General features: G+C 56.8%; 8 protein-coding genes. 3 read left to right on the plus strand and 5 right to left on the minus strand.

Going from position 1 to position 19,613, the window contains the following annotated elements:
* The first annotated feature begins 403 nt into the window (after positions 1 to 403).
* Both DMG62_00835 and DMG62_00840 read left to right on the plus strand, forming a co-directional pair.
* The gene (locus DMG62_00835) at positions 404 to 8,947 is read left to right on the plus strand and encodes a hypothetical protein (GenBank protein ID PYY24891.1); all 8,544 of its coding nucleotides are present in this window, start codon (positions 404 to 406) and stop codon (positions 8,945 to 8,947) included.
* Positions 8,941 to 10,350 carry a hypothetical protein gene (locus DMG62_00840; GenBank protein ID PYY24892.1) on the plus strand — a complete coding sequence of 470 codons (1,410 nt, stop codon included), beginning with the start codon at positions 8,941 to 8,943 and terminating at the stop codon, positions 10,348 to 10,350. The genes DMG62_00835 and DMG62_00840 overlap by 7 nt, the downstream gene beginning before the upstream one ends.
* Before the next feature lie 440 nt (positions 10,351 to 10,790).
* Here DMG62_00840 and acs read toward each other — a convergent pair whose 3' ends face one another.
* The 5 genes from acs to DMG62_00865 form a co-directional block, all read right to left on the minus strand.
* The gene (gene acs / locus DMG62_00845) at positions 10,791 to 12,692 is read right to left on the minus strand and encodes an acetate--CoA ligase (GenBank protein ID PYY24893.1); all 1,902 of its coding nucleotides are present in this window, start codon (positions 12,690 to 12,692) and stop codon (positions 10,791 to 10,793) included.
* Positions 12,693 to 12,904: 212 nt separating this feature from the next.
* Entirely contained in the window at positions 12,905 to 13,282 is a 378-nt protein-coding gene (locus DMG62_00850; protein PYY24894.1) for an excinuclease ABC subunit C, read from the minus strand.
* Positions 13,283 to 13,441: 159 nt separating this feature from the next.
* Positions 13,442 to 14,677, minus strand: a complete 1,236-nt coding sequence (locus DMG62_00855; GenBank protein ID PYY24895.1) for a hypothetical protein — start codon at positions 14,675 to 14,677, stop codon at positions 13,442 to 13,444.
* A gap of 68 nt (positions 14,678 to 14,745) precedes the next feature.
* Entirely contained in the window at positions 14,746 to 14,973 is a 228-nt protein-coding gene (locus tag DMG62_00860) for a hypothetical protein (GenBank protein PYY24896.1), read from the minus strand.
* A 229-nt stretch (positions 14,974 to 15,202) separates the two neighbouring features.
* The gene (locus DMG62_00865) at positions 15,203 to 16,309 is read right to left on the minus strand and encodes a LacI family transcriptional regulator (protein ID PYY24897.1); all 1,107 of its coding nucleotides are present in this window, start codon (positions 16,307 to 16,309) and stop codon (positions 15,203 to 15,205) included.
* A gap of 460 nt (positions 16,310 to 16,769) precedes the next feature.
* Here DMG62_00865 and DMG62_00870 point away from each other — a divergent pair.
* The coding region (locus DMG62_00870) for a hypothetical protein (GenBank protein PYY24898.1) at positions 16,770 to 19,613 on the plus strand (2,844 nt) is incomplete at its 3' end.

A 19,613-nucleotide genomic window follows, 5' to 3' on the forward strand; every position in this document is an offset into this window, starting at 1 on the left:
GGGGCGGCCGGAACCACGCAGGCAAAAACAGCGATCTTCATTAAAAAACCTGTCGCGAAGATGGGGCACTATTCGGCGATCTGGTCACATCGCGCAGGTTACTGTTCCCATATTGGGAAAAATCTCCCGATCTCGCTGAATCGGCTGCGCCTTGCGCAGAATTAAAGAAACGTGAAGCTCCATCCACAAGCTGCAATAACTTTCACTCTTGACACACTGAAAAGTGGCGAGTAGGCTCGGCGCACCTTTCAGCAATTGTTTTGATCCCCCAGGCTCCGTTTCAATTCGGACCACCGCAGTCTTTGTGAACGTGCTCCCGAGAGGAGACACGCGAGTGAATGGACTTGTCGGTTGTGGGGCTCTCAAGAGGATTCAGTCGCTACGTGCCATCTGCCGGCGATTTATGACAGCTCGCAGCATCGCGCTAGGGACCACGACTCTAGCGATGTGTTTAGCAGTTGCACCTGCATCGGCAAAGACTTTCACTGCCACTGGAGTTCTGCAAAGCAGCGCCAATTTTTCCGGCACCATTGATATTGACGTCACCACAGGCGCAGTAACGAATTGGAACGTACCCTTGCCTGCAATCCTGGGGCTTCCGGCGATTACGTTCACTCCGGCAAACTCAACCTTGATTGCTTTCACGAGTCCGGTCAATGCTGCTTGTCCAAGCGGGTCGGCACTATTCGGCTTTGGTTCACGTGCGATACCGGGCTGGGATGAGTTGGAGCTTGAGTTGGTCGTTCCAGAAACTTCTCTTATCGGCTTCGGAGGAGTAACGATATTTCCCGCGATTCAATGTACTGGCTTCGCCGTCAACTCTGCCTACCTCGGTTTCCAAGGGCAGGCAAGGACACTTGCGCAAGTTACAAGTGGGTCAATTTCGTCTGCCGCTCCGCTGTCCATGAACAGCGGTCCCGATTTCGGGACATATCAAATCGGCGATCTTCAGGTTGAGCTGGATGCTTCGGGCGGAGATGGAACTTATTCCTGGAGCGTAATTTCAGGCTCGCTGCCTCCGGGGATGCTGTTGCGAACCGACCCTGCTCCGTTTTTCTCTTCGAATGCCAGCGCTGGACTGATAGGCGTAGCCACTACGCCAGGCACCTACGCGTTCACCTTGTCAGTCAGCAGCGGCGGGCAAACCGTCGTTCGCGCCTGTACGATCAAGATAACGCTCCTGCACATGCAGGAGATCTACCAGCAGGCGGATGCTTTTGTGGGTGTTTTCTACTCGCATAAGTTCACGCCCTTGAACAACGCTGGAGTCGTTACCTGGGCAGCGGTGAATGGGCTTCCTCCCGGAATGACCCTAGCTGGGGATGGGACTCTTTCGGGAACGCCGACGCAATCCGGCTTCTACAACATCTATATCCGGCTCACGGACGGCGTCGATACCGTGTTCACCACGCGCGCTCTGCCCGTTTTCGACGTTCAGATCACGACCGATGGCACTCTTCCCAATACGACGCAGGACGCACCCTACAACGCCGTGATTAGCGCTAGAGGTGGAACGCCGCCGTACACATTCACTTCGAGTGGAATGCCAGGGAACCTCGTTCTCAGCTCCTCAGGAATCATTACGGGCAGCCTCTCGTTTGGGCCAGGTCATTACCTATTCGACGTCACCGTAACCGATGCAAACCATCGCTCATATACGCGGCGAATGTCGGTGAACGTGGTTGGCAAGCCGCCGCAATTGCCATCGATTTCTCCCTATGGCGCAATCGCATCATTCGATGGCTGTGTCCTGGGCGACGATTGTGCGGATGCTATCTCGGTGCACGCGGGGGGCAGATCCCCTTTTACATGGACGGCCAGCGGATTGCCACAAGGCATGGCGATCCGCTTTGGTGGTGGCGTTACCAGCTTCTACATTACTCCGGGTGACGCCGAGATCTATGGCCGCCCCTCGCAGCTCGGCGACTTCAATGTGACGGTCACCGTAACCGATGCCACGGGCGCGACCGCTACGAACACCTTTCCGCTGCACGTTTCAGAGGTGTTTCAGCACTACAACGATCACATACCGCAGGGCACACTCGGAGTTCCTTATTCGTTCAAGGTGCGAGCCATCGGTGGCTCCGGTTCCTACTCTTTCACGAATCTAAACAATCAAATACCCAACGGTCTGGCTTTCGACTTCAATAACTTTTTGTTGAGCGGTACTCCCAATGAGGTGGGCAGCTTCAATGCCGTTCTGGGGTTCACCGACTCCGCCAACCACAGCATCACAATTTCCAACTACTTCAATATAGGCTTCCCCAGTAACGGCACGCAGACAATCAATATCAATGACGGTGCCGATCTCGGCACGAGCGCGGCCGGGAACTCTTATAACCGCCAACTGAGTGCCTGTTGCGCGCCTTCATACGTGTGGACACTGCTTAGCGGCTCGCTGCCGCAGGGGATTTCACTCTCTTCGACCGGTTTACTGAGCGGCAATTCCACGGCAGTGGGCGTATACAACTTTGCCTTGCAGGTAGCGGATGCCGGTAACAGCGCAAACTTTGCTGTCCGGTATTTCAAACTTGTTGTCAGTCCCATTCACGGTACGACGCAATATCAATTGCCTCCCGGCAACGTAAGCAGTCCGTATAGTTTTACTTTCACCGCGACGGGCGGGACAGGTTCATTCGCTTGGTCATTGCCGCCTGGACAGTACTTTGCCCCCGGCCTTTCGCTTTCCCCAACTGGAACTCTGAGCGGTACACCTAGCGCGAGTGGACAATACCAGGGATTTGTCGCCGTAACGGACCAAGCGGGGCATGCCAACCAAATCTTCTACGATCTGTTTATCTACCCCGCGGGGACGAATCCGCCGTTGAATTTCTCTTTCGGACCCGATTTGGGACAAAGGACGCCAGGTCGTTTCTACCAGTTCCTTCAGGCTACGGGCGGGACTCCGCCGTATCACTATTCGCTCACGCCTGGCGCGAACGTTGTCCCTGGGATGCGTGTGCAGGACGGACAGCCTTTGCCGCCATGGTTTCCCTCAGACGTCACGGCAGCTTATATCGGGGTGATTGCTACTCCGGGCTCCTACAGCACCTCGATCCGTGTAACCGACAACGGCGGAAATGTATTTGATCGCGACGTCCATTTCACGGTTAGCGGTCCGGGGTACGCCGGTCCATTCAGTCTTGCGCTGGCTGCAGTAAATGTCCCCTACGCGTATACGCTGACCGCCGTTGGCGGGAGTGGAAATTATCGATTCGATGACAACGGCGGATTGCCACCCGGACTCACAGTAAGTTCTTCCGGATTGATCTCAGGGACTCCAATAGCTTCAGGTCTTTACAATGCGAATTTCATAGTTACCGATCTGAGTACTTCGGACAAGGAGTTCTTCAGCGTCCAGATCGAGGTGAATGCGTTCGCGATCACGACCGGCGGCATCTTGCCGCAAGGCACAGTCGGCACGGCTTACAACCTGCAGTTCACCGCTCCGGGTTGCGGCAGCGGATGTACCTGGTCGTTGTTTGGCGGATTCCCGGGCAATGTATCGATGAGTTCCTCCGGCTTGCTTTTCGGAACGCCGTCGTTCTCCAACAACTTTAGATTCACGGTGCAGGCGAGCGGCCCGGGAGGAACGGTCCAGCAGAACTTCTCGTGGCCGGTAAGTACATCTCCGCCGCAGCCGCTTTCCATTCAGATGGACAGCGAATTTTCAAGCACTGCGTACTTCGATGGAAATAGTGCGCCACTGACCGTACAGGGTGGAACGCCTCCCTATTCGTGGGCCGTCACTTCCGGTTCACTGCCTCCAGGATTCAGTTTGCAAAGCAATGGGGACACCATCGCTTCGTTCTACTACCCCGGGGAGTCGATTCTCGTGGGTCGAGCACTTGCTCTGGGCACCTACCACTTCACCTTGCAGGTGACGGACGCAAGTAATAACGCCGCGAGCCAGGACTTTACCTTCAACGTCTCCCGAATTGGAGTTGAATACTTCAATCTTCCGCTTCGGGGAAACTCGCTTGTATACAACACGCCTTACACGCAGCCGCTGCTGGTGATCGGAGGAGACGGCAATTACAACTGGACCAACACCGATCCGCTGCCGCTTGGCCTTGGCGTGAGCGGAACCGGCGTGGTGAGCGGAACACCCGGCGAAACCGGCCAGTCCTTCAAGCGCATGCACGTCACCGACGGCACCGGCGAATACTCCTTTAATTTCCTGGGATTCAATATCGTCTCGGGTACAGCAGCGACGCTGACCTTCAACTCCGGTCCGAACCTCGGTACATTCCAACTCGGGAACCAGCCGCGCATCTCTCTTAACCCAACTGGGGGAACAGGACCATATACGATCGGCATTCCTAGCCCTCTGCCGCCTGGCTTTGTGCTGCTCACCGATACTAATCAGCCTGCTGTAGGAGCTGCCGCCAGCAACTTCGTGCTCACCGGTTTATCGCAGGTGGCGGGAAATTACAGTTTCACGGCGCAGATCCAGGATTCCCAGGGTAATGTCGGCGCCAGAACCTTCTCGCTCACCATTGCGCCGTTTGTGCTCTTCAACAACACGGCTCTGGCCGATGGTTCTGTCGGCGTTCCTTACTCGGCTCCGTTGGTGACCTTTGACAATTCCGGAACGCCGGTTTGGACTGAGGTACCGAATTCACCACTGCCGCCGGGGTTATCACTTCTCTCGGGTTCAATTTCGGGAACACCCTCTCAGGCAGGACAATTCACCTTCCAGCTAGCCGCAAACGACGCCGGGGCGATAATCCGGTACACCTTCACGCTCCGCATCTCGAGCTTGGCGATCCCCGATTCCGAGGTTCTCCCGAACGGCACGGTTGGCGTGCCTTATAGCTATGCGTTTGTGGCCGCCGGGACCCCGGGCCAAGTTTGGAGCCTGAGCGGATTGGGGGTCGGACTCAGTGGATTGCCGATAGGACTCAGTCTCTCACCGTCCGGTGTAATCAGCGGAATTCCAGCGCAGACTGCCATCAACATGCCTTTCCTGGTGACCCTTACCCGAGGCTCCGATCACGTTGCAAAAGCATTTGTCCTTTCCGTCGCCCTGCCAAATCCGTCGGAGCTTACGATTTCCAATGCAAGCGCGTTGCCTGATGCGGCAGTTGGCCAACGTTTTCAGTCGGCAATCACTCCAAATGGCGGTACTCCGCCGTACACAATTATTTTGGCTCCAGGCTCGAATTTGCCCCCCGGTCTCAATCTGTATTCCGGTCCCAATCTGCCTGTTAATTTTGTTCCCGGATCGACGGTCTTGGCCGGTGTGCCCGCCATCATAGGCGATTACAGCTTTGGTCTGGTCGTCAGCGACTCGGCTGGCAGGCAGTTGCGCGGAACTTTCACGCTGCATGTTTCGGCATTGACGATCCTCACGAGTTCCATCAATCGCGTTACGACCGGAGTCGCGTTCGCGCAGCAATTTGTCACTCTGGGCGGAACGCCGCCGTATACCTATAGTTTCGCTCCGGCAAACATTGGGGAGGCAGCTTTACCTCCGGGCATCACCATGTCAGACACGGGCCTGCTGTCGGGAACGACGTTCGATGCAGGGAGTTTCTCTTTCAGGCTGCAGGTGCGCGACGCCAATGGGCAGACCTTCTCGCGCGGCTATTCTTTCGGTGTCTTCACTGTGCGCGGGACTGGCATTTTCATCAATTCACTCCTGGATACCTCGATCGGTCGTTTCACTTTCGATTTCCTTTTGGCCTTTAATTCGACGAATGGGAGTTCTACGTACAATTGGTCGGTGATAGCTGGCAATACCCCGCCAGGAATGAAGGTGCAAGAGATTTGTGGTCCGAACTGCTGGGCGATCGCGGGAGCGCCGAGTGTTCCGGGTTTGTACACGTTCAAGGTGCGCGCAACCGAGAACACCGATTCCACCAACTTCCAAGATTCGACAGTCACAGTAAATGTGGTTCCTTTTGAGAGGGTGACGCCTGCATTCGACTTATTTTTGGGTTCGAAGCCACTGCCAGTTGGCGTGCTCGGAACGTCTTACTCGTTTAAGTTCAACTTCGCCGGCGGTACAGCGCCGTACACGGTTAGCGAATCTCCTTTCTTTCCTTTGCCTGCAGGACTCACGATAAGCTCGAATGGTACCCTTTCGGGAATTCCCCAAACTACCGGATCCTTCACCCTCTCGCCTGTAGTCACAGACCAGCAGGGTTTCACTGCCACGACTCCTTCGCTGACCCTCGTCATCACTCCTCCGGGAATGGCAGCCCCGCTTATACCCTCAGGCAATTTCAATTATCCCGATGTGGGATTGGACGCCGCTTCCGCGGGAGTGCCATATCACTTCCTTCTGAACGACTTGCTTCAGGGGGGAGTGGCTCCCTACTCGTGGTCGATTGCTTCCGGCTCTTCGCTACCTCCGGGAATGATGCTGGTGCTGGGCAGCAACGGTGTTCCGACCTACATAGGTGGAATCCCAACTACTCCAGGCAATTACAAGTTCCAATTGACTGTGGCCGATTCAAGCGGGCAAACATTGACGTTCAACTTCTCCTGTGCGGTAACTGTCCTGGCGGTCAGTCCGGACTATTTACCTCCGGCAATGGTGGGCACACAATATTCGCAAACCCTGATTCCATCTGGGGGTACCAGTCCTTACGTCTTGAGCCTGAATGTATTCTCCGAAATGCCTCCTGGAGTGAGCCTCAGTAGCTCCGGCGTACTCTCGGGAATTCCACAGTATCCGGGTTACTTCAGCCTGTACCTGACTCTGACTGACAGCACTGGCAACACTCTCAACAAGGCCTACCCGATTACCGTCGATAGCGCGATAGGCGACTCACCCGCCATCAGCCTGAGTCCCAAGCCGATTCAGATCGTGTATACCCTCGGCTCGCCTTCGCCCGTCGTCATACCTGTAAACGTGAACACGACCAGCGGTGCTTATGCGTTTACGCTGGCCGAGTCCGGTCTGCCGGGCGCGACATTATCCGCGAATGCGGGCACAACTCCGGCGCCGGTCAATTTGTCGATAGATACCACGGGCCTGGGCGCGGGAAGTTACTCGGGGTTGATTGGCGTAGCGGCTCCGCAGACTGTGAATCAGTTCGATACAGTTCCGGTGCTGCTGACTGTGGTAGCGCCGCAGCCTTGCACGTTCACGTTGAACCCATCCAGTACCACGGTCGTTGCCGCTGGTATTACAGGGAGTTTCAACGTCTCAACCGGGGCATCCTGCAAGTGGACGGCTTCTGTTTCCGATTCTTCGTTCATTTCGATTAGCACAGGCTGTGGGCTAGGTCATACCTGCACAACTTACAGCGGTTCCGGATCGGGAACGCTGAGCTACAAGATCGCCCAGAATCTGGGAGCATCGCCGCGGTCTGGATCGATCACGGTAAACGGCGCTGTGTATAACATCACGCAGTTTGGAACTGGAGGCAGTTGTGCCTACGCGGTAAATCCCACCAGCTTGCTGGTTTCCGCAGGAATGACCACTGTTCCGGTAACAGTGAAGACCTCAGATCAGACGTGCCAATGGACCGCTTCGGGACTGGGAGCGCCTGCGACGACATTCACAGGCAATGGTTCGGTGAATCTGACGATCCCGGCCAACGCAACTGCATCAACCGTAGTGCTGAATGCAACGGTTGCCGGACAAACGTTTACCGCTACCCAGACTGGCGCGAATTGCACAATTGCGCTAGATGCCTCGGACGCTTCATGGCCCGCGAATGGCGGTTCCGGAGCGGTGATCGTGAACACGCTGGCGGGATGTTCGTACTCGACTGTGACTGGACCAAGTTGGATTACGGTCAACTCCGGTGGGTCCGGCTCCGGTTCGGGAACGCTGCTGTACAGCGTCGATCCGAACTCGACGACTCAGCCGCGCATCGGCGCACTAACGATCGGCGGCGCGATATTCCAGATTAACCAGCAAGCACTCGCTTGCAGCGTGAGTCTCGACACCTCACAGTTGGGCTCGCCATTCGGATCGGGCGGCGGTCCGGGGGCGATTGGGGTTACGACGAACGGCGCGAGCTGCTCGTGGTCGGCGAAGGCGGCTGATCCATGGGTGCTGATTGCTCCGAGCTTCGGAACCGGAACGGGCACGATCAGTGTGACGATCGGCTCCAATGCTTCCTCCAGCACCGGCAGGTCGAGCTCGATCACGATCAACGGTCAGAGCGTGAACGTTTCGCAAGCGGGCACGACTTGCAGCTATGCATTGCAATCGGCGAATGGCAATGTGCCGGCTGCAGGTGGCAATGGCCTGGTTGGCGTGATCGCGCCTGCGGCCTGTTCATGGACCTCGTCGACCAACGATCCGAGCTGGCTGACGATTTCCTCTTCTGGAACTGGCGGAAATGGCGACGTGCAGTTCGTGGCGCAGCGCAACACCAGCTCCACGCCTCGATCCGGATCGCTGACCATTGCTGGGCTCGGCTATATGGTCTCGCAGGATGGAGCTCCGTGCTCGTACACGCTGGGAACGAAGTCGACGAATGTATCTTCCTCCGGCCTGAACGGAGCGACGTTCCCCTTCTCGACAGCCGCTTCTGGGTGCTCACCGAATGCGGTGTCCTACTCCAACTGGATCACCGCCTCAACCTCCTTCTCAGGAAGTTCAGGCATGGTGACCTTCAACGTGACGCCGAACTTCTCGGGAATGAATCGGCAGGGGACGATTCAGCTCGGAGACCAGGGGTTTACGGTTACCGAGAACGCCGCGGCTTGCGCCTACAGCCTCAACTCATATGGCGAGGTGTTCAGCCATTTAGGCGGCGCCGACCAGGTGCTGGGCTCACCCAATGCCTTGGGGTGCACTCCGGTGACCGGCACCGATCAGCCGAGCTTCATCACTCTGGCACCCTTGGTTGGCCCCGTGAACAACATCTTTACGCAGCCATTCCAGGTAACGCCGTTCAATGCAGCGCTGCCGGTCCTGCGATTTGGCACAATCACGTTTGGCGGACAGATTTTTGCCATTAAGCAGACTTCATGGTGAAACTGCGGATGCGAGAACAACTCCAGAGGACGAGAATGCAGAGATCCAGCGCGGTTGGGATAGTAATCTTGCGCGTTGCGGGGTTGGCGCTTCTGGTGTCGGCGACGCTGGGCTGGGCAAGTACGACGCGCGGGCCCGACGGCGGCGGATATGCGGCCACTGACTCCGTGGTGTACAGCTTTATCGACATCTCCTCCGGCGGATCGGGAACGAGTGTGCTGACTGGAACGGATGATGGAAGCGTGCCGCTCACCTTGCCGTTCCCATTTCAGTTCTATGGCCAGAACTACAGCATGGTCTGCGTGAGCTCGAATGGCGCTCTCTATTTCATCGCCGGCGTCGGCCTATGCGGCAGCGCTGCCAACGATTTCGCTAATACCGACCTGACCGTGGCTCCGCCTCCGAACGATCCTCCGGCACTGCTTCCGTTCTGGAGCGATCTCAGCTTCGCCGTTCCCGGATCCGGTTCGGTGATTTATCAGACACTCGGAGCAGCCGGCGCTCGCAGGTTTGTGGTGCAGTGGAACAACGCCTATCCGCAGGGCTCGCAGAACCCGGTTACCTTTGAAACTGTGCTGTTCGAATCTGGGAATAAGATTCTCTTCCAGTATCAGAACGTCGAACTTGGGGCTGGCGATCCCAACACGCAGGCTGGACGAGCGACTATCGGCATTCACAATTCCGGCGGCCTACAGAGCGGGCAGCAGCTTCCCTGGAGCTATGACGCTCGCGTGCTGGCAAACAGCACGGCGCTGCAGTTCTCGAACCAGCCGACGATCGTGGCGACAACCACCACGCTCGCTTCTTCACAACAGCCTTCAATCCTTGGCCAGTCCGTTGCGTTCACCGCGACTGTGACTCCGGCCGGCGCCGGCACGCCGACCGGGACAGTTACGTTCAAGGAAGGAGCTGCAACGCTTGGAAGCAGCGCGCTATCTGGAGGACAGGCAGCGTTGGCAACTGCTGCCCTGGCTGTCGGATCACATTTGATAATGGCCGCTTACGGCGGCGACACGAACTTCAGCGCGAGCACTTCGGCAGCTTTCACGCAGAATGTCAGTTACAACATCTGCCTGCTTTACGATCCAACGAAATCAAAGAACAGTGGAGCGGCATTCCCGATCAAGCTTCAGCTTTGCGATGGCGGCGGAAGGAATCTCTCGTCTCCGGGAATCGTTCTGCACGCGGCTGGGATTACGGCGGTCTCCGGATTCTCGGGCGCCGCTGATGCTGAAGCCAACGCCAATCCGGATAACGATTTCCGCTTCGACAGCACGCTAGGATCAACGGGAGGATACATCTTCAATCTGAGCACGAACGGATTGCGCGCGGGAACTTACAGCTTGCAGTTCACGGTTACCGGCGATCCGGTTATGCACTCAGTTACGTTTGGTGTGAAATAGCGGCGAAAGATTGAACACGGAGGTCACGGAGGAGACAGAGAAGAAAGTAAAACCAACACTTCGTTATAAGCCCCTGCCCGTGGAGAACGCCATGAAGCTTGATCAGCCGAGCCAAACCTCTGTGACCTCCGCGATCTCCGTGTTCAGCTTTCGGCCGGAACGTTATGGTTCGTGTATCTCTACTCTTCTTCGCTCCCCAACAGCTTGCAGTTTACGGTCACCGGCGATCCGGTTATGCACTCAGTTACGTTTGGTGTGAAATAGCGGGGAAAAATTGAACACGGAGGTCATGGAGGAGAGGAGAAAGTAAGACCAACACTTCGTTATAAGCCCCTGCCGGTGGAGAACGCGATGAAGCTTGATCAGCCGAGCCAAACCTCTGTGACCTCCGTGCCCTCCGTGTTCAGCTTTCCGGCCGGAACGTTATAGTTCGTGTATCTCTACTCTTCTTCGCTGCTTAGCTTTGCGATCACGGAAAAATCTTCCAGTGTGGTGACATCGCCTTTCACTTCGCCTGTGCCGGCGAGTTCGCGGAGAAGGCGGCGCATGATTTTGCCGCTTCTCGTTTTGGGAAGCGTGTCGGTGAAGCGAATATCGTCCGGACGCGCGAGCGCTCCGATTTCTTTGACAACCCACTTGCGCAGCTCGTCCTTCATCTCTGGAGTGGGCTTGTGGCCGGATTCCAGTGTCACAAACGCGGCGATGGCCTGACCCTTGAGATCGTCAGGACGGCCGACTACCGCAGCTTCCGCGACTTTGGGGTGTGCGACCAAAGCTGATTCGATCTCCATGGTGCCGAGCCGATGTCCGGCAACATTGATCACGTCGTCCACGCGGCCCATCATCCAGTAGTAGCCGTCTTCGTCTTTGCGCGCGCCGTCGCCGGTGAAGTACATGCCGGGAATGTCGGACCAGTATTGCTTCACGAAGCGATCAGGATCGTTGAAGATGGTTCGCGCCATCGCCGGCCACGGTTTGCGCAACACGAGCAGGCCGCCGGAGCCCTTGGGCACGGATTCGCCTGCACGCGTTACCACATCGGGAAAGACTCCGGGCAGCGGGACTGTTGCTGATCCCGGCTTTGTGGGCACGGCGCCGGGAAGCGGCGAGATCATGATCATTCCCGTTTCGGTCTGCCACCAGGTATCGACAATGGGGCAGCGGTTCTTGCCGATCATGTCGCGGTACCACATCCAGGCTTCGGGATTGATGGGCTCGCCGACGGTGCCGAGCAGGCGCAGGCTGTCGAGTTTGTGGCGCTTGGGATATTCGCTGCCCCACTTGATAAAGGCGCGAATGGCAGTGGGCGCGGTATAGAAGATCGTGACTTTGTGGCGGTCGATCATCTGCCAGAAGCGGTCGAAGTCTGGATGATTGGGCGCGCCTTCATACATCAGTACCGTCGCGCCGTTCTGCAGTGGCCCATAGACGATGTAGGAATGGCCGGTCACCCATCCGATATCGGCGGTACACCAGAAGATGTCCTCGTCGCGGAGGTCGAAGACCATCTTTGTGGTGTAGTACACGCCGACGGCATACCCAGCAGTGGTATGAACGATGCCCTTCGGCTTTCCTGTCGTGCCCGAGGTATAAAGAATAAAGAGCGGATCTTCAGAGTCGAGCGCTTCGGCGGGGCAGTTGTCAGAGGCTTTATCGACCACTTCGTGCCACCAGTGATCGCGTCCTTTCTTCATCTCAACCGCCGATCCGGTGCGGCGATATACCAATACACCGCGGCGATATCCGCTGTCCTGCGTGATGACGGCGATGCATTGCGCGTCGTTGATGCGGTCGACGAGAGCGTTCGCGGAGAATCCGCCGAAGATCACTGAATGCACGGCGCCAATACGCGCGCAGGCCAGCAGCGCAATCGCTAGCTCCGGCGTCATGCCCATGTAGATGGCGACGCGATCGCCCGGCTTGATTCCCATTGCTTTCAGCGCATTCGCGCACTTCGAGACTTCGCGCAGAAGCTGCTGATACGTGAAGGTGCGAACCTCTCCGGGCTCCCCTTCCCAGAGGATGGCGGTTTTGTCCTTGCGTGCGGTCTGAACGTGGCGGTCGAGGCAGTTGTAGGAGAGATTGATCTTGCCGTTGAGAAACCACTTTGCCCAGGGCAAGTCCCATTCCAGAACTTTGTTCCATTTCTGGAACCAGTGCAGCTCGCCGGCTACGTTGGCCCAGAACTTTTCGGGATCGGCCGCTGAGGCGTCATAGAGCTTCTGGTACTCGGCCATGCTCTTGATGCGAGCATGCTGGCTGAACTCCGCCGGCGGATCGAACTTGCGCGCTTCGCGGAGGACGGACTGGATGTCTTGCTGAGCCACCTGGGTCTCCGGCATGAGTCACCTGTTTAGGAAGTGTGCTTGCGGCGGGATGATTTTAATTGAGGCGGGAGGGATTTTCATTTTATTGGCCGATCTCATTTTATTGGCCAACCGCGATCCAATATCCGCTTCACGATATCCCTCTTAAGACTGTCATCCTGAGGCCAGGTTTTGGCCGAAGGATCTCCCGCGATGCGTCGGACTTGATTGTCGCCAGTAAGGCACTCTCACGAGGAGCCCGGAATTTTGAGTTTTTGTCTTGAAGCCTCAATGGCGTCGGCTTCTGCTTTGGACTGTCTCGGGAAAAGAATCTGTCGGCCCCAATCTTCACTCAGATCTTGCCAGCGCGGATTAGCCGACTCAATCAACGCGATTTTCTTGGCCCGAGTCCAGCGCTTTAGTTCTTTCTCACGACCAATTGCGCGAAAAACGTTGTCGTAGCGCTCAAAGTACACGAGATAGTGACAGTTGTATTTCTTGGTAAAGCCTTCGAACGTGCCGTTCTTGTGCTGCCAAATTCGATGTTGCAGGTCGCTCGTCATGCCGATATAGAGCACTCGCGTGCGGCTGCACACGATGTAGACGGAGTAGCAGTGTTCCTTCACGTCGCGGTATTGTACGCAATTCTGGCCGAAGTGCCACGAGGCGGCAGTTCAGTCCGATGCATCGCGGGAGATCCTTCGGCCAAAAGAGGGCCTCAGGATGACAGTTTTAGATATGGTTTCTTCCCACAGCCGAGGGCGGCTGTGCCACACAAGTCTTCATCAGGCGTTGCGCCGCCACGCGCTCAGCATCCTTGCTGTGGGAAGCAACAACACCAGTCCAAACAGAGGGAGCAGCAATCCGGCTCGAGGGTCGCCCATCTTCTCTCCGATAAGGCCCATAGCGCTGGGCAGTGTTGCGGCGCCGATGCCGGCGAAGGCGAAGCACACGGTGCATGCTGGACGTTGTGGGCCAATCAACTCTGATACGCGTGAGATCAGCAGCGGGAATCCGGGACCGACTCCCAGGCCGGCGATAGCGCATGCGACGAGGATCGTTGCGGCGTGCGCGGCAAAGTAGAAGGCAAGGACTCCGGCTGCCGCAGTAATAATTGAGGCAAAGAGCAGCCATGTCTCGGAGATGCGTCGGAGGACAACCGGGGCGAGCGCTCTGCCTGCGAGAAAGAACGCCCAGAAAGCTTCATTAGCGTTGCTGGCGCGGAAGGCATCGGCGAAGCTGGGTAGAGCCAGAGTCGCGGCCCAGCCCGCAACTGCATTCTCGACACCGCAGAACAAGAACATGGAGGCGGCGATCAGTGGAGCGACGATCCAGAGGCGAACTGGCGCGCTGACGGGCATTTCCCCGGTTGGAGCTGCCGCGCTCTTTGGCGGCATCTGCCAGATTGCAGAGCCCGCGAGTCCTAGAGCTACTAACGCGGCCAACGCTATGAAAAACCCAGAGAGGCTGTGAGTGAGGCGTAGCAGGAGAGGTCCACTGATGGCGCCAACGCCCCAGGCGAAATTGAGCAGCGAGACTGATGCGGCGCGTCGCGTGCGATTGGCTTCGGCCACCGCCAGGTTGGTCGCGGGCAGAGCGAAGCCGAGTCCTACCCCATAGCACGCGACGGCGGCTCTTCCGAGGTTCCAGTCAGCCCAAATCAATCCGGCTACACCCAAGAGGCAAAGCGCAACCCCAAACACGACACCCAAACGAAAGCTCCGCTTCGAGAGCATCGCTCCGCTGAGCAATGTGCCGGCTGTCGACGGAATGAATTGCCAGAAAAATAATGTGCCAAGCTGCGCGGTCGTCACCGGCCAGCGCTTCAAGAGGAGAGGAAACGTGGGGCCAAGCAACGTGGTAACGATTCCAAGAACAATGAAGAGCGCGCAGGCGAAGAGAGTGAAGGAAGCTGCGCTGCGCGCGCTGAAGCCGGAAGGACGGAGCTTCGGAGTGCGGGGTACGGTCTCGAGTGCGGGAGAAACCATCAGTTGAATTGTGGCACAGATGAATTGTGGCACAGCCTAAAATGTGGCACAGCCGCCCTCGGCTGTGGCTTTGGACTTTGCTTCTTAAGCCGCGAGTCACGCTATGGATTCCAGTGCACAGCGCGCTGCCTTGTGGCAGTCTTGTACACTTCATGTACCGCCGAAACCTGCCACATTTCCAGGTAGACGACACTCCGGTTTTCGTCACGTTCCGCACTTACAAAGATTTCGTCCTTCCTCCTGAAGCGCGAGATCTCGCATACCAGCACTGCTTGCACGATCACATGGTGCTGGTTCACATGCACTCTTTTGTGATCATGCCCACGCATGTGCACTTGTTATTCACGCCTTTACGAGATAAAGACGGTCAATCTTTTCGTCTTGCAAAAATCATGAACGGAATCAAAGGACCTCGATGCTGGCTTGTGCAAATACCCTGAAGATTATCGATGGCTGTGGAGAGAGTAAGGGCCAAGCACAAAAGTCAAAAGCCACAGCCGGGGGCGGCTGTGCCACAAAATTCAGCTGTGCCACAATTCCAAATAGGGCATCGGGCCTTTACCGCTCTCTGCGCGCCGCGGCTTGTCCTATCTCTCCCAAACCTTCCAAACTCTCAATCGGCGGCGCGGCGGTTGATTCGCGCACGATCAGCTCCGGTTCTACTGCGATCACTTTGTGATATTCGGTGCCGCGGATTCGTTTGAGCAGCGTCTCGGCGGCGAGTTCGCCCATGCGGCGCAGTGGCTGGCGGATCGTGGTGAGGCGTGGGTTTTGAAAAGCGGCGTTCTGGATGTCATCGAAGCCAATCACAGAGACATCGCCCGGCACCTTCATTCCCGAATCGAGAAGAGCGCGAATGGCGCCGATGGCTGAAATATCGTTGAAGGCGAATAGCGCGGTGAAGTGGCGATGCTTGGCCAGCAGCGATTTCGTTACGTCGTAGCCTGGCTCCGGCGTGGGTGAATCCACCTGAAGCTGCGTGACCAGATCGGGATCGATTTGCAGCCCCAGCTTGCGGGCAGCGCCGCGAATTGAAGACCAGCGGGTTTCGGTGTCGGAGCTGAAGGGCTGGCCTTTGATGAAGGCGATGCGGCGGTGGCCGAGTTGCAGAAGATGTTCGAGGGCCAGCAGAGCGGCGCGGCGATGATCGAGCACGACGTTAGTGATCCCGGGCATGCGGCGATGGCCGGAGACGACCGCCGTCGGAACCTGCGGGATAAAGGGCAGCTCGGTGGTATCGACTGCAATGATGCCCTCGACCAGTCGATCCATGAAGAGCCGAGGATATTGCTCAAGCAGGTGCGTCTTATGGCGATGGCTGACGACAAAATAAAAGTAGCCGGCCTGGAGCAAATAGTCCTCGATCCCGGCCAGCACTAATGCCGCATAGCCCTCGCTTATCTCGGGTACGAGGACGCCGATCGTGAATGTCTGCTGCTTACGCAGGGAGCGCGCGACGAAATTAGGACGATAGTTGAATTTGGCGGCGGCCGCGAGGATTCGCTTTCTTGTCTTTTCGGGAAAACGCGCGGCCTTGGGAGTTGAGTTCAGCACCATCGAAACTGCGGCGGGGGAGAGCTTCAGGTATTGGGCGAGGCTGCTGATGGTTACGGGCGCGTTCTCGCGGTGCTTAGCGGTTCGTCGCGCTTTGTTTTGGCATTTCATGTGTAGGACCGGTGCGAGTCACTGCTCAATTTGTCAGGCCTGTCATCCTGAGGCCCGATGTTGGCCGAATGATCTCCCGGAAGTCGGACTCGATTGTCACATCCTGACTCTTAGGCCAGCGATTATCGTGTAAGAGCCGGGACGCAGCAATTACGTTCTACAGATCGCGGGAGATCCTTCGGCCAACATCGGGCTTCAGGATGACAATCGTTAGGGGGTAGTTCCATTGTGGACACTGTTGTAATGTTTACAAAATTGTGTCCAGCAGATTTCTGCACCGCTGCATTAGGCCAGATTCCATCCTGAAACGCCAGCCCGGACTTCCTTTGCAAACTTGACTTCGATCGTGCTCCGGTGCTAAAGATTGCCAGTTTCGGTTAATCGTTTAACCAAAAACGCAGGTAATTCCTAATAGGAACCTGATCGGCTGAATTCACCACGCGTCCTTCGGAGGTTGAGAATGTCCCACTTGCGTGCGTTCTTGCTGGCTGCAATTTCTCTTTGTATTTCCACCCCTGCTTTTGCGCAGTTCAATGGCTCAATTCAGGGAACCATTACCGATCCTTCGCAAGCTGTGATTCCAGGCGCCACTGTAGACGCCGTCAATCAGGCGACAGGAGTCACCTCGACGGCGACTAGTAGTAACGCGGGTTTCTATCGAATCGATCACTTGCAACCCGGAACCTACATGGTCACAGTTACAGCTCCGTCTTTCAGCAGGGGTGTGAGCAATAACGTTCAGGTATTGGCGGAAACTCCGCGCGGCTTGAATATCACATTGCAGGCTGGACCGGCGGCGGAGCAAATCACCGTCACAGCTGGGGACGAGCAGTTACAGACTGAAACCGCAAACAATCAGAGCACGATCACAACGCAACAGGTGCTGCAGATTCCCCAGGCAGGACGGAATCCTTACGAATTGTTGCGCACGGTACCTGGTGTATTTGGAGAAGGTGCGCGCAATGGCGCCGGCCAGGCGGTCTTTCTTCCGGGGCAGGGACAGGGTCCCGGTGGAACCAACAATCAGATTTTCCAAACCGAAAATCAAACCCAGGCGATTTCAAACGGCCAGCGTGTCGATGCCAATAATTATCTGGTCGACGGCGTGAGCGTGAACAGTCTCAACTGGGGCGGAGCAGCGGTAATCACTCCCGGTCAGGAATCCGTATCCGAAATCACGGTGGTAGCCGCCAGCTACGATGCGCAGGACGGGCGTAATTCCGGCATTGTGGTTAAAAGCGTTTCCAAAAGTGGAACGAATAAGCTGCATGGAAGCGGCGTAATCCTGTTTCAGGACCCGGGCCTGAACGCTTTCAACAAATTCTACGGTCCAACACCCGCTGCGGGGGCGAAACCGCTCACCTGTGTCAGCGGCTCGAATACATTCACGCTTCTTGCCAGCTCTTGCCCGCAGCGTGACCTGGAAAAGTATCGCCAATTCGCTGGAAGCGTCGGCGGACCAGTTATTAAAGACCACCTCTTCTGGTTCTTCTCCTACGAAGGCGTACGCCTGCACAACACCAGTTTGCTGCGCTCGCAGAAGCTGGAAACGCCTCAGTTCGAACAATATGTAATCAAGACAAATCCCAACAGCATTGCAGCAAAGATCTTTCAGACATCAGGAGTAGCGCCGCGCATCACTAATACTTCCACGGTTTGCTCCGCCACCACGACGACGAACTGCGTGCTCGACTGCTGCTCTCTCGATGGCCGGGCTCTCGGCACGTGGTACCAACCAGGCATTGCGGTTGGTCAAGCGATCGGCAATGGACCAGATGGCATTCCCGATTGGGGCGTTTTCGATGCCAGTGTTCCCAACAGCTCGACAGGAAATCAGTACAACGGACGCCTCGACTACACGTCGGGGAAGAATCAATTTTTTGGCAGCACCTACTACACATTGCTCGACAACGTGAGCGGAGGCGTACGGCCGCTTATGGATATCAGCCTCTCGCCTAACAACTGGACCGCCGCCGTAGGGTGGACCCGGACCATCAGCAATGCGCTGCTTAACGATCTGCGGGCCAATGTAACGCGTTACACCTACAACCAGTTTTCCACGGCGGGGACGACGAATTACGGCATTCCACAAATACGATTGTTCGACTTTGATATCGGCGGTTTTGGATCCAACGACAACCTTCTGGGCGTGACCCAATCAGGAACCACGCCGGGACGCTTGGCCCAGAATACCTACGATTTGCGTGACACAGTGACCTGGGTGTTCGGGCGGCACGCGCTTAAGTTTGGCGGCGACTATATAAAGGAGCAAAACAATAACGATGAATCCGGCCAGTCGCGTCCGCAGTATCAGTTCCGCGGTCTGCTGAACTTCGCCAACGACGCCTGCTGTTTCTTTCAGCAAATCGCAGTGAATCCCACGACCGGTGGACCGGCGAACGGCTTGCGTCACTTCCGCACAGCTGATTATGCTGCCTTCGCTCAAGACACCTGGAAGATGCGTCCCAATTTGACACTCACGCTCGGCCTGCGCTGGGAGTACTTCCCGCCGGTTACGGAGACGAACAACATCCTCACGAACTACGTGCTTGGAGCAGGCTCCGGAGTCGGCAATGGCCTGGCATGTGTCAATTATGTTGGGGCGTGCAACGGAGCGGTCCGACAGGTCAACCAGCTTTTCAATCCTGACAAAAACAACTTTGGTCCAAAGATCGGCTTCACGTATAGCCCGGGCGCTTCCAACGGCAAGACGGTGCTACGCGGCGGCTTCGGGCTTGGCTACAACCGTGTGATGGGTACAGTATTCGCTAATGTGCGCCAGGATACCCCGTTCTTTGCACTGGCCCAGGCCTGCTGCTTTTTCGATCCCGGCAGGATCCAGGGACCGCCTCCCGGTTCGGGAATTCAATACAACATTGCCAACGGCAGCTCGCCATTCTCCTATCCGGCGAATCCGGCGTTCGCATTTGGCGTGGCACCGGACGGCGCGCTCTGCGCCAATACTGCGTGCACCTCGGTGAACAAGGTGCAGCTATTCGCCGCCAGACCGAATGAGCCCAATCCCTACGTTTATTCCTTCTCGTTCGAACTGCAGCAGGAGTTCCTGCGGCACGATGTAATGAAGGTTGGATATTACGGAAGCCGCAGCCGCGATCTCGTGCGTACCATCGATATCAATCGCATAGTGCCCGGCGATACCTTTGACGGCAATAACGATGAACAGGTCACGAAGAGCGCCAACGGCATCGCCTGCGGTTCATCGAATCCGGCTTGCCTCGCTCCATTCAACGTCGGCAATAACCGTTTCGGCCAGATCTTCACTCCGCTGCCCAACGTGAATGCC

Source organism: Acidobacteriota bacterium (assembly GCA_003225175.1).
In the GTDB taxonomy this organism is placed as follows: Bacteria; Acidobacteriota; Terriglobia; order Terriglobales; family Acidobacteriaceae; genus Gp1-AA112.

Bases quoted from the DNA above. Each gene is read 5' to 3' on its own strand.
- DMG62_00835 (PYY24891.1), top strand. From the start codon at position 404: ATGACAGCTCGCAGCATCGCGCTAGGGACCACGACTCTAGCGATGTGT.
- DMG62_00840 (PYY24892.1), top strand. From the start codon at position 8,941: ATGGTGAAACTGCGGATGCGAGAACAACTCCAGAGGACGAGAATGCAG.
- acs (PYY24893.1), bottom strand. From the start codon at position 12,692: ATGCCGGAGACCCAGGTGGCTCAGCAAGACATCCAGTCCGTCCTCCGC.
- DMG62_00860 (PYY24896.1), bottom strand. From the start codon at position 14,973: ATGCGTGGGCATGATCACAAAAGAGTGCATGTGAACCAGCACCATGTG.
- DMG62_00865 (PYY24897.1), bottom strand. From the start codon at position 16,309: ATGAAATGCCAAAACAAAGCGCGACGAACCGCTAAGCACCGCGAGAAC.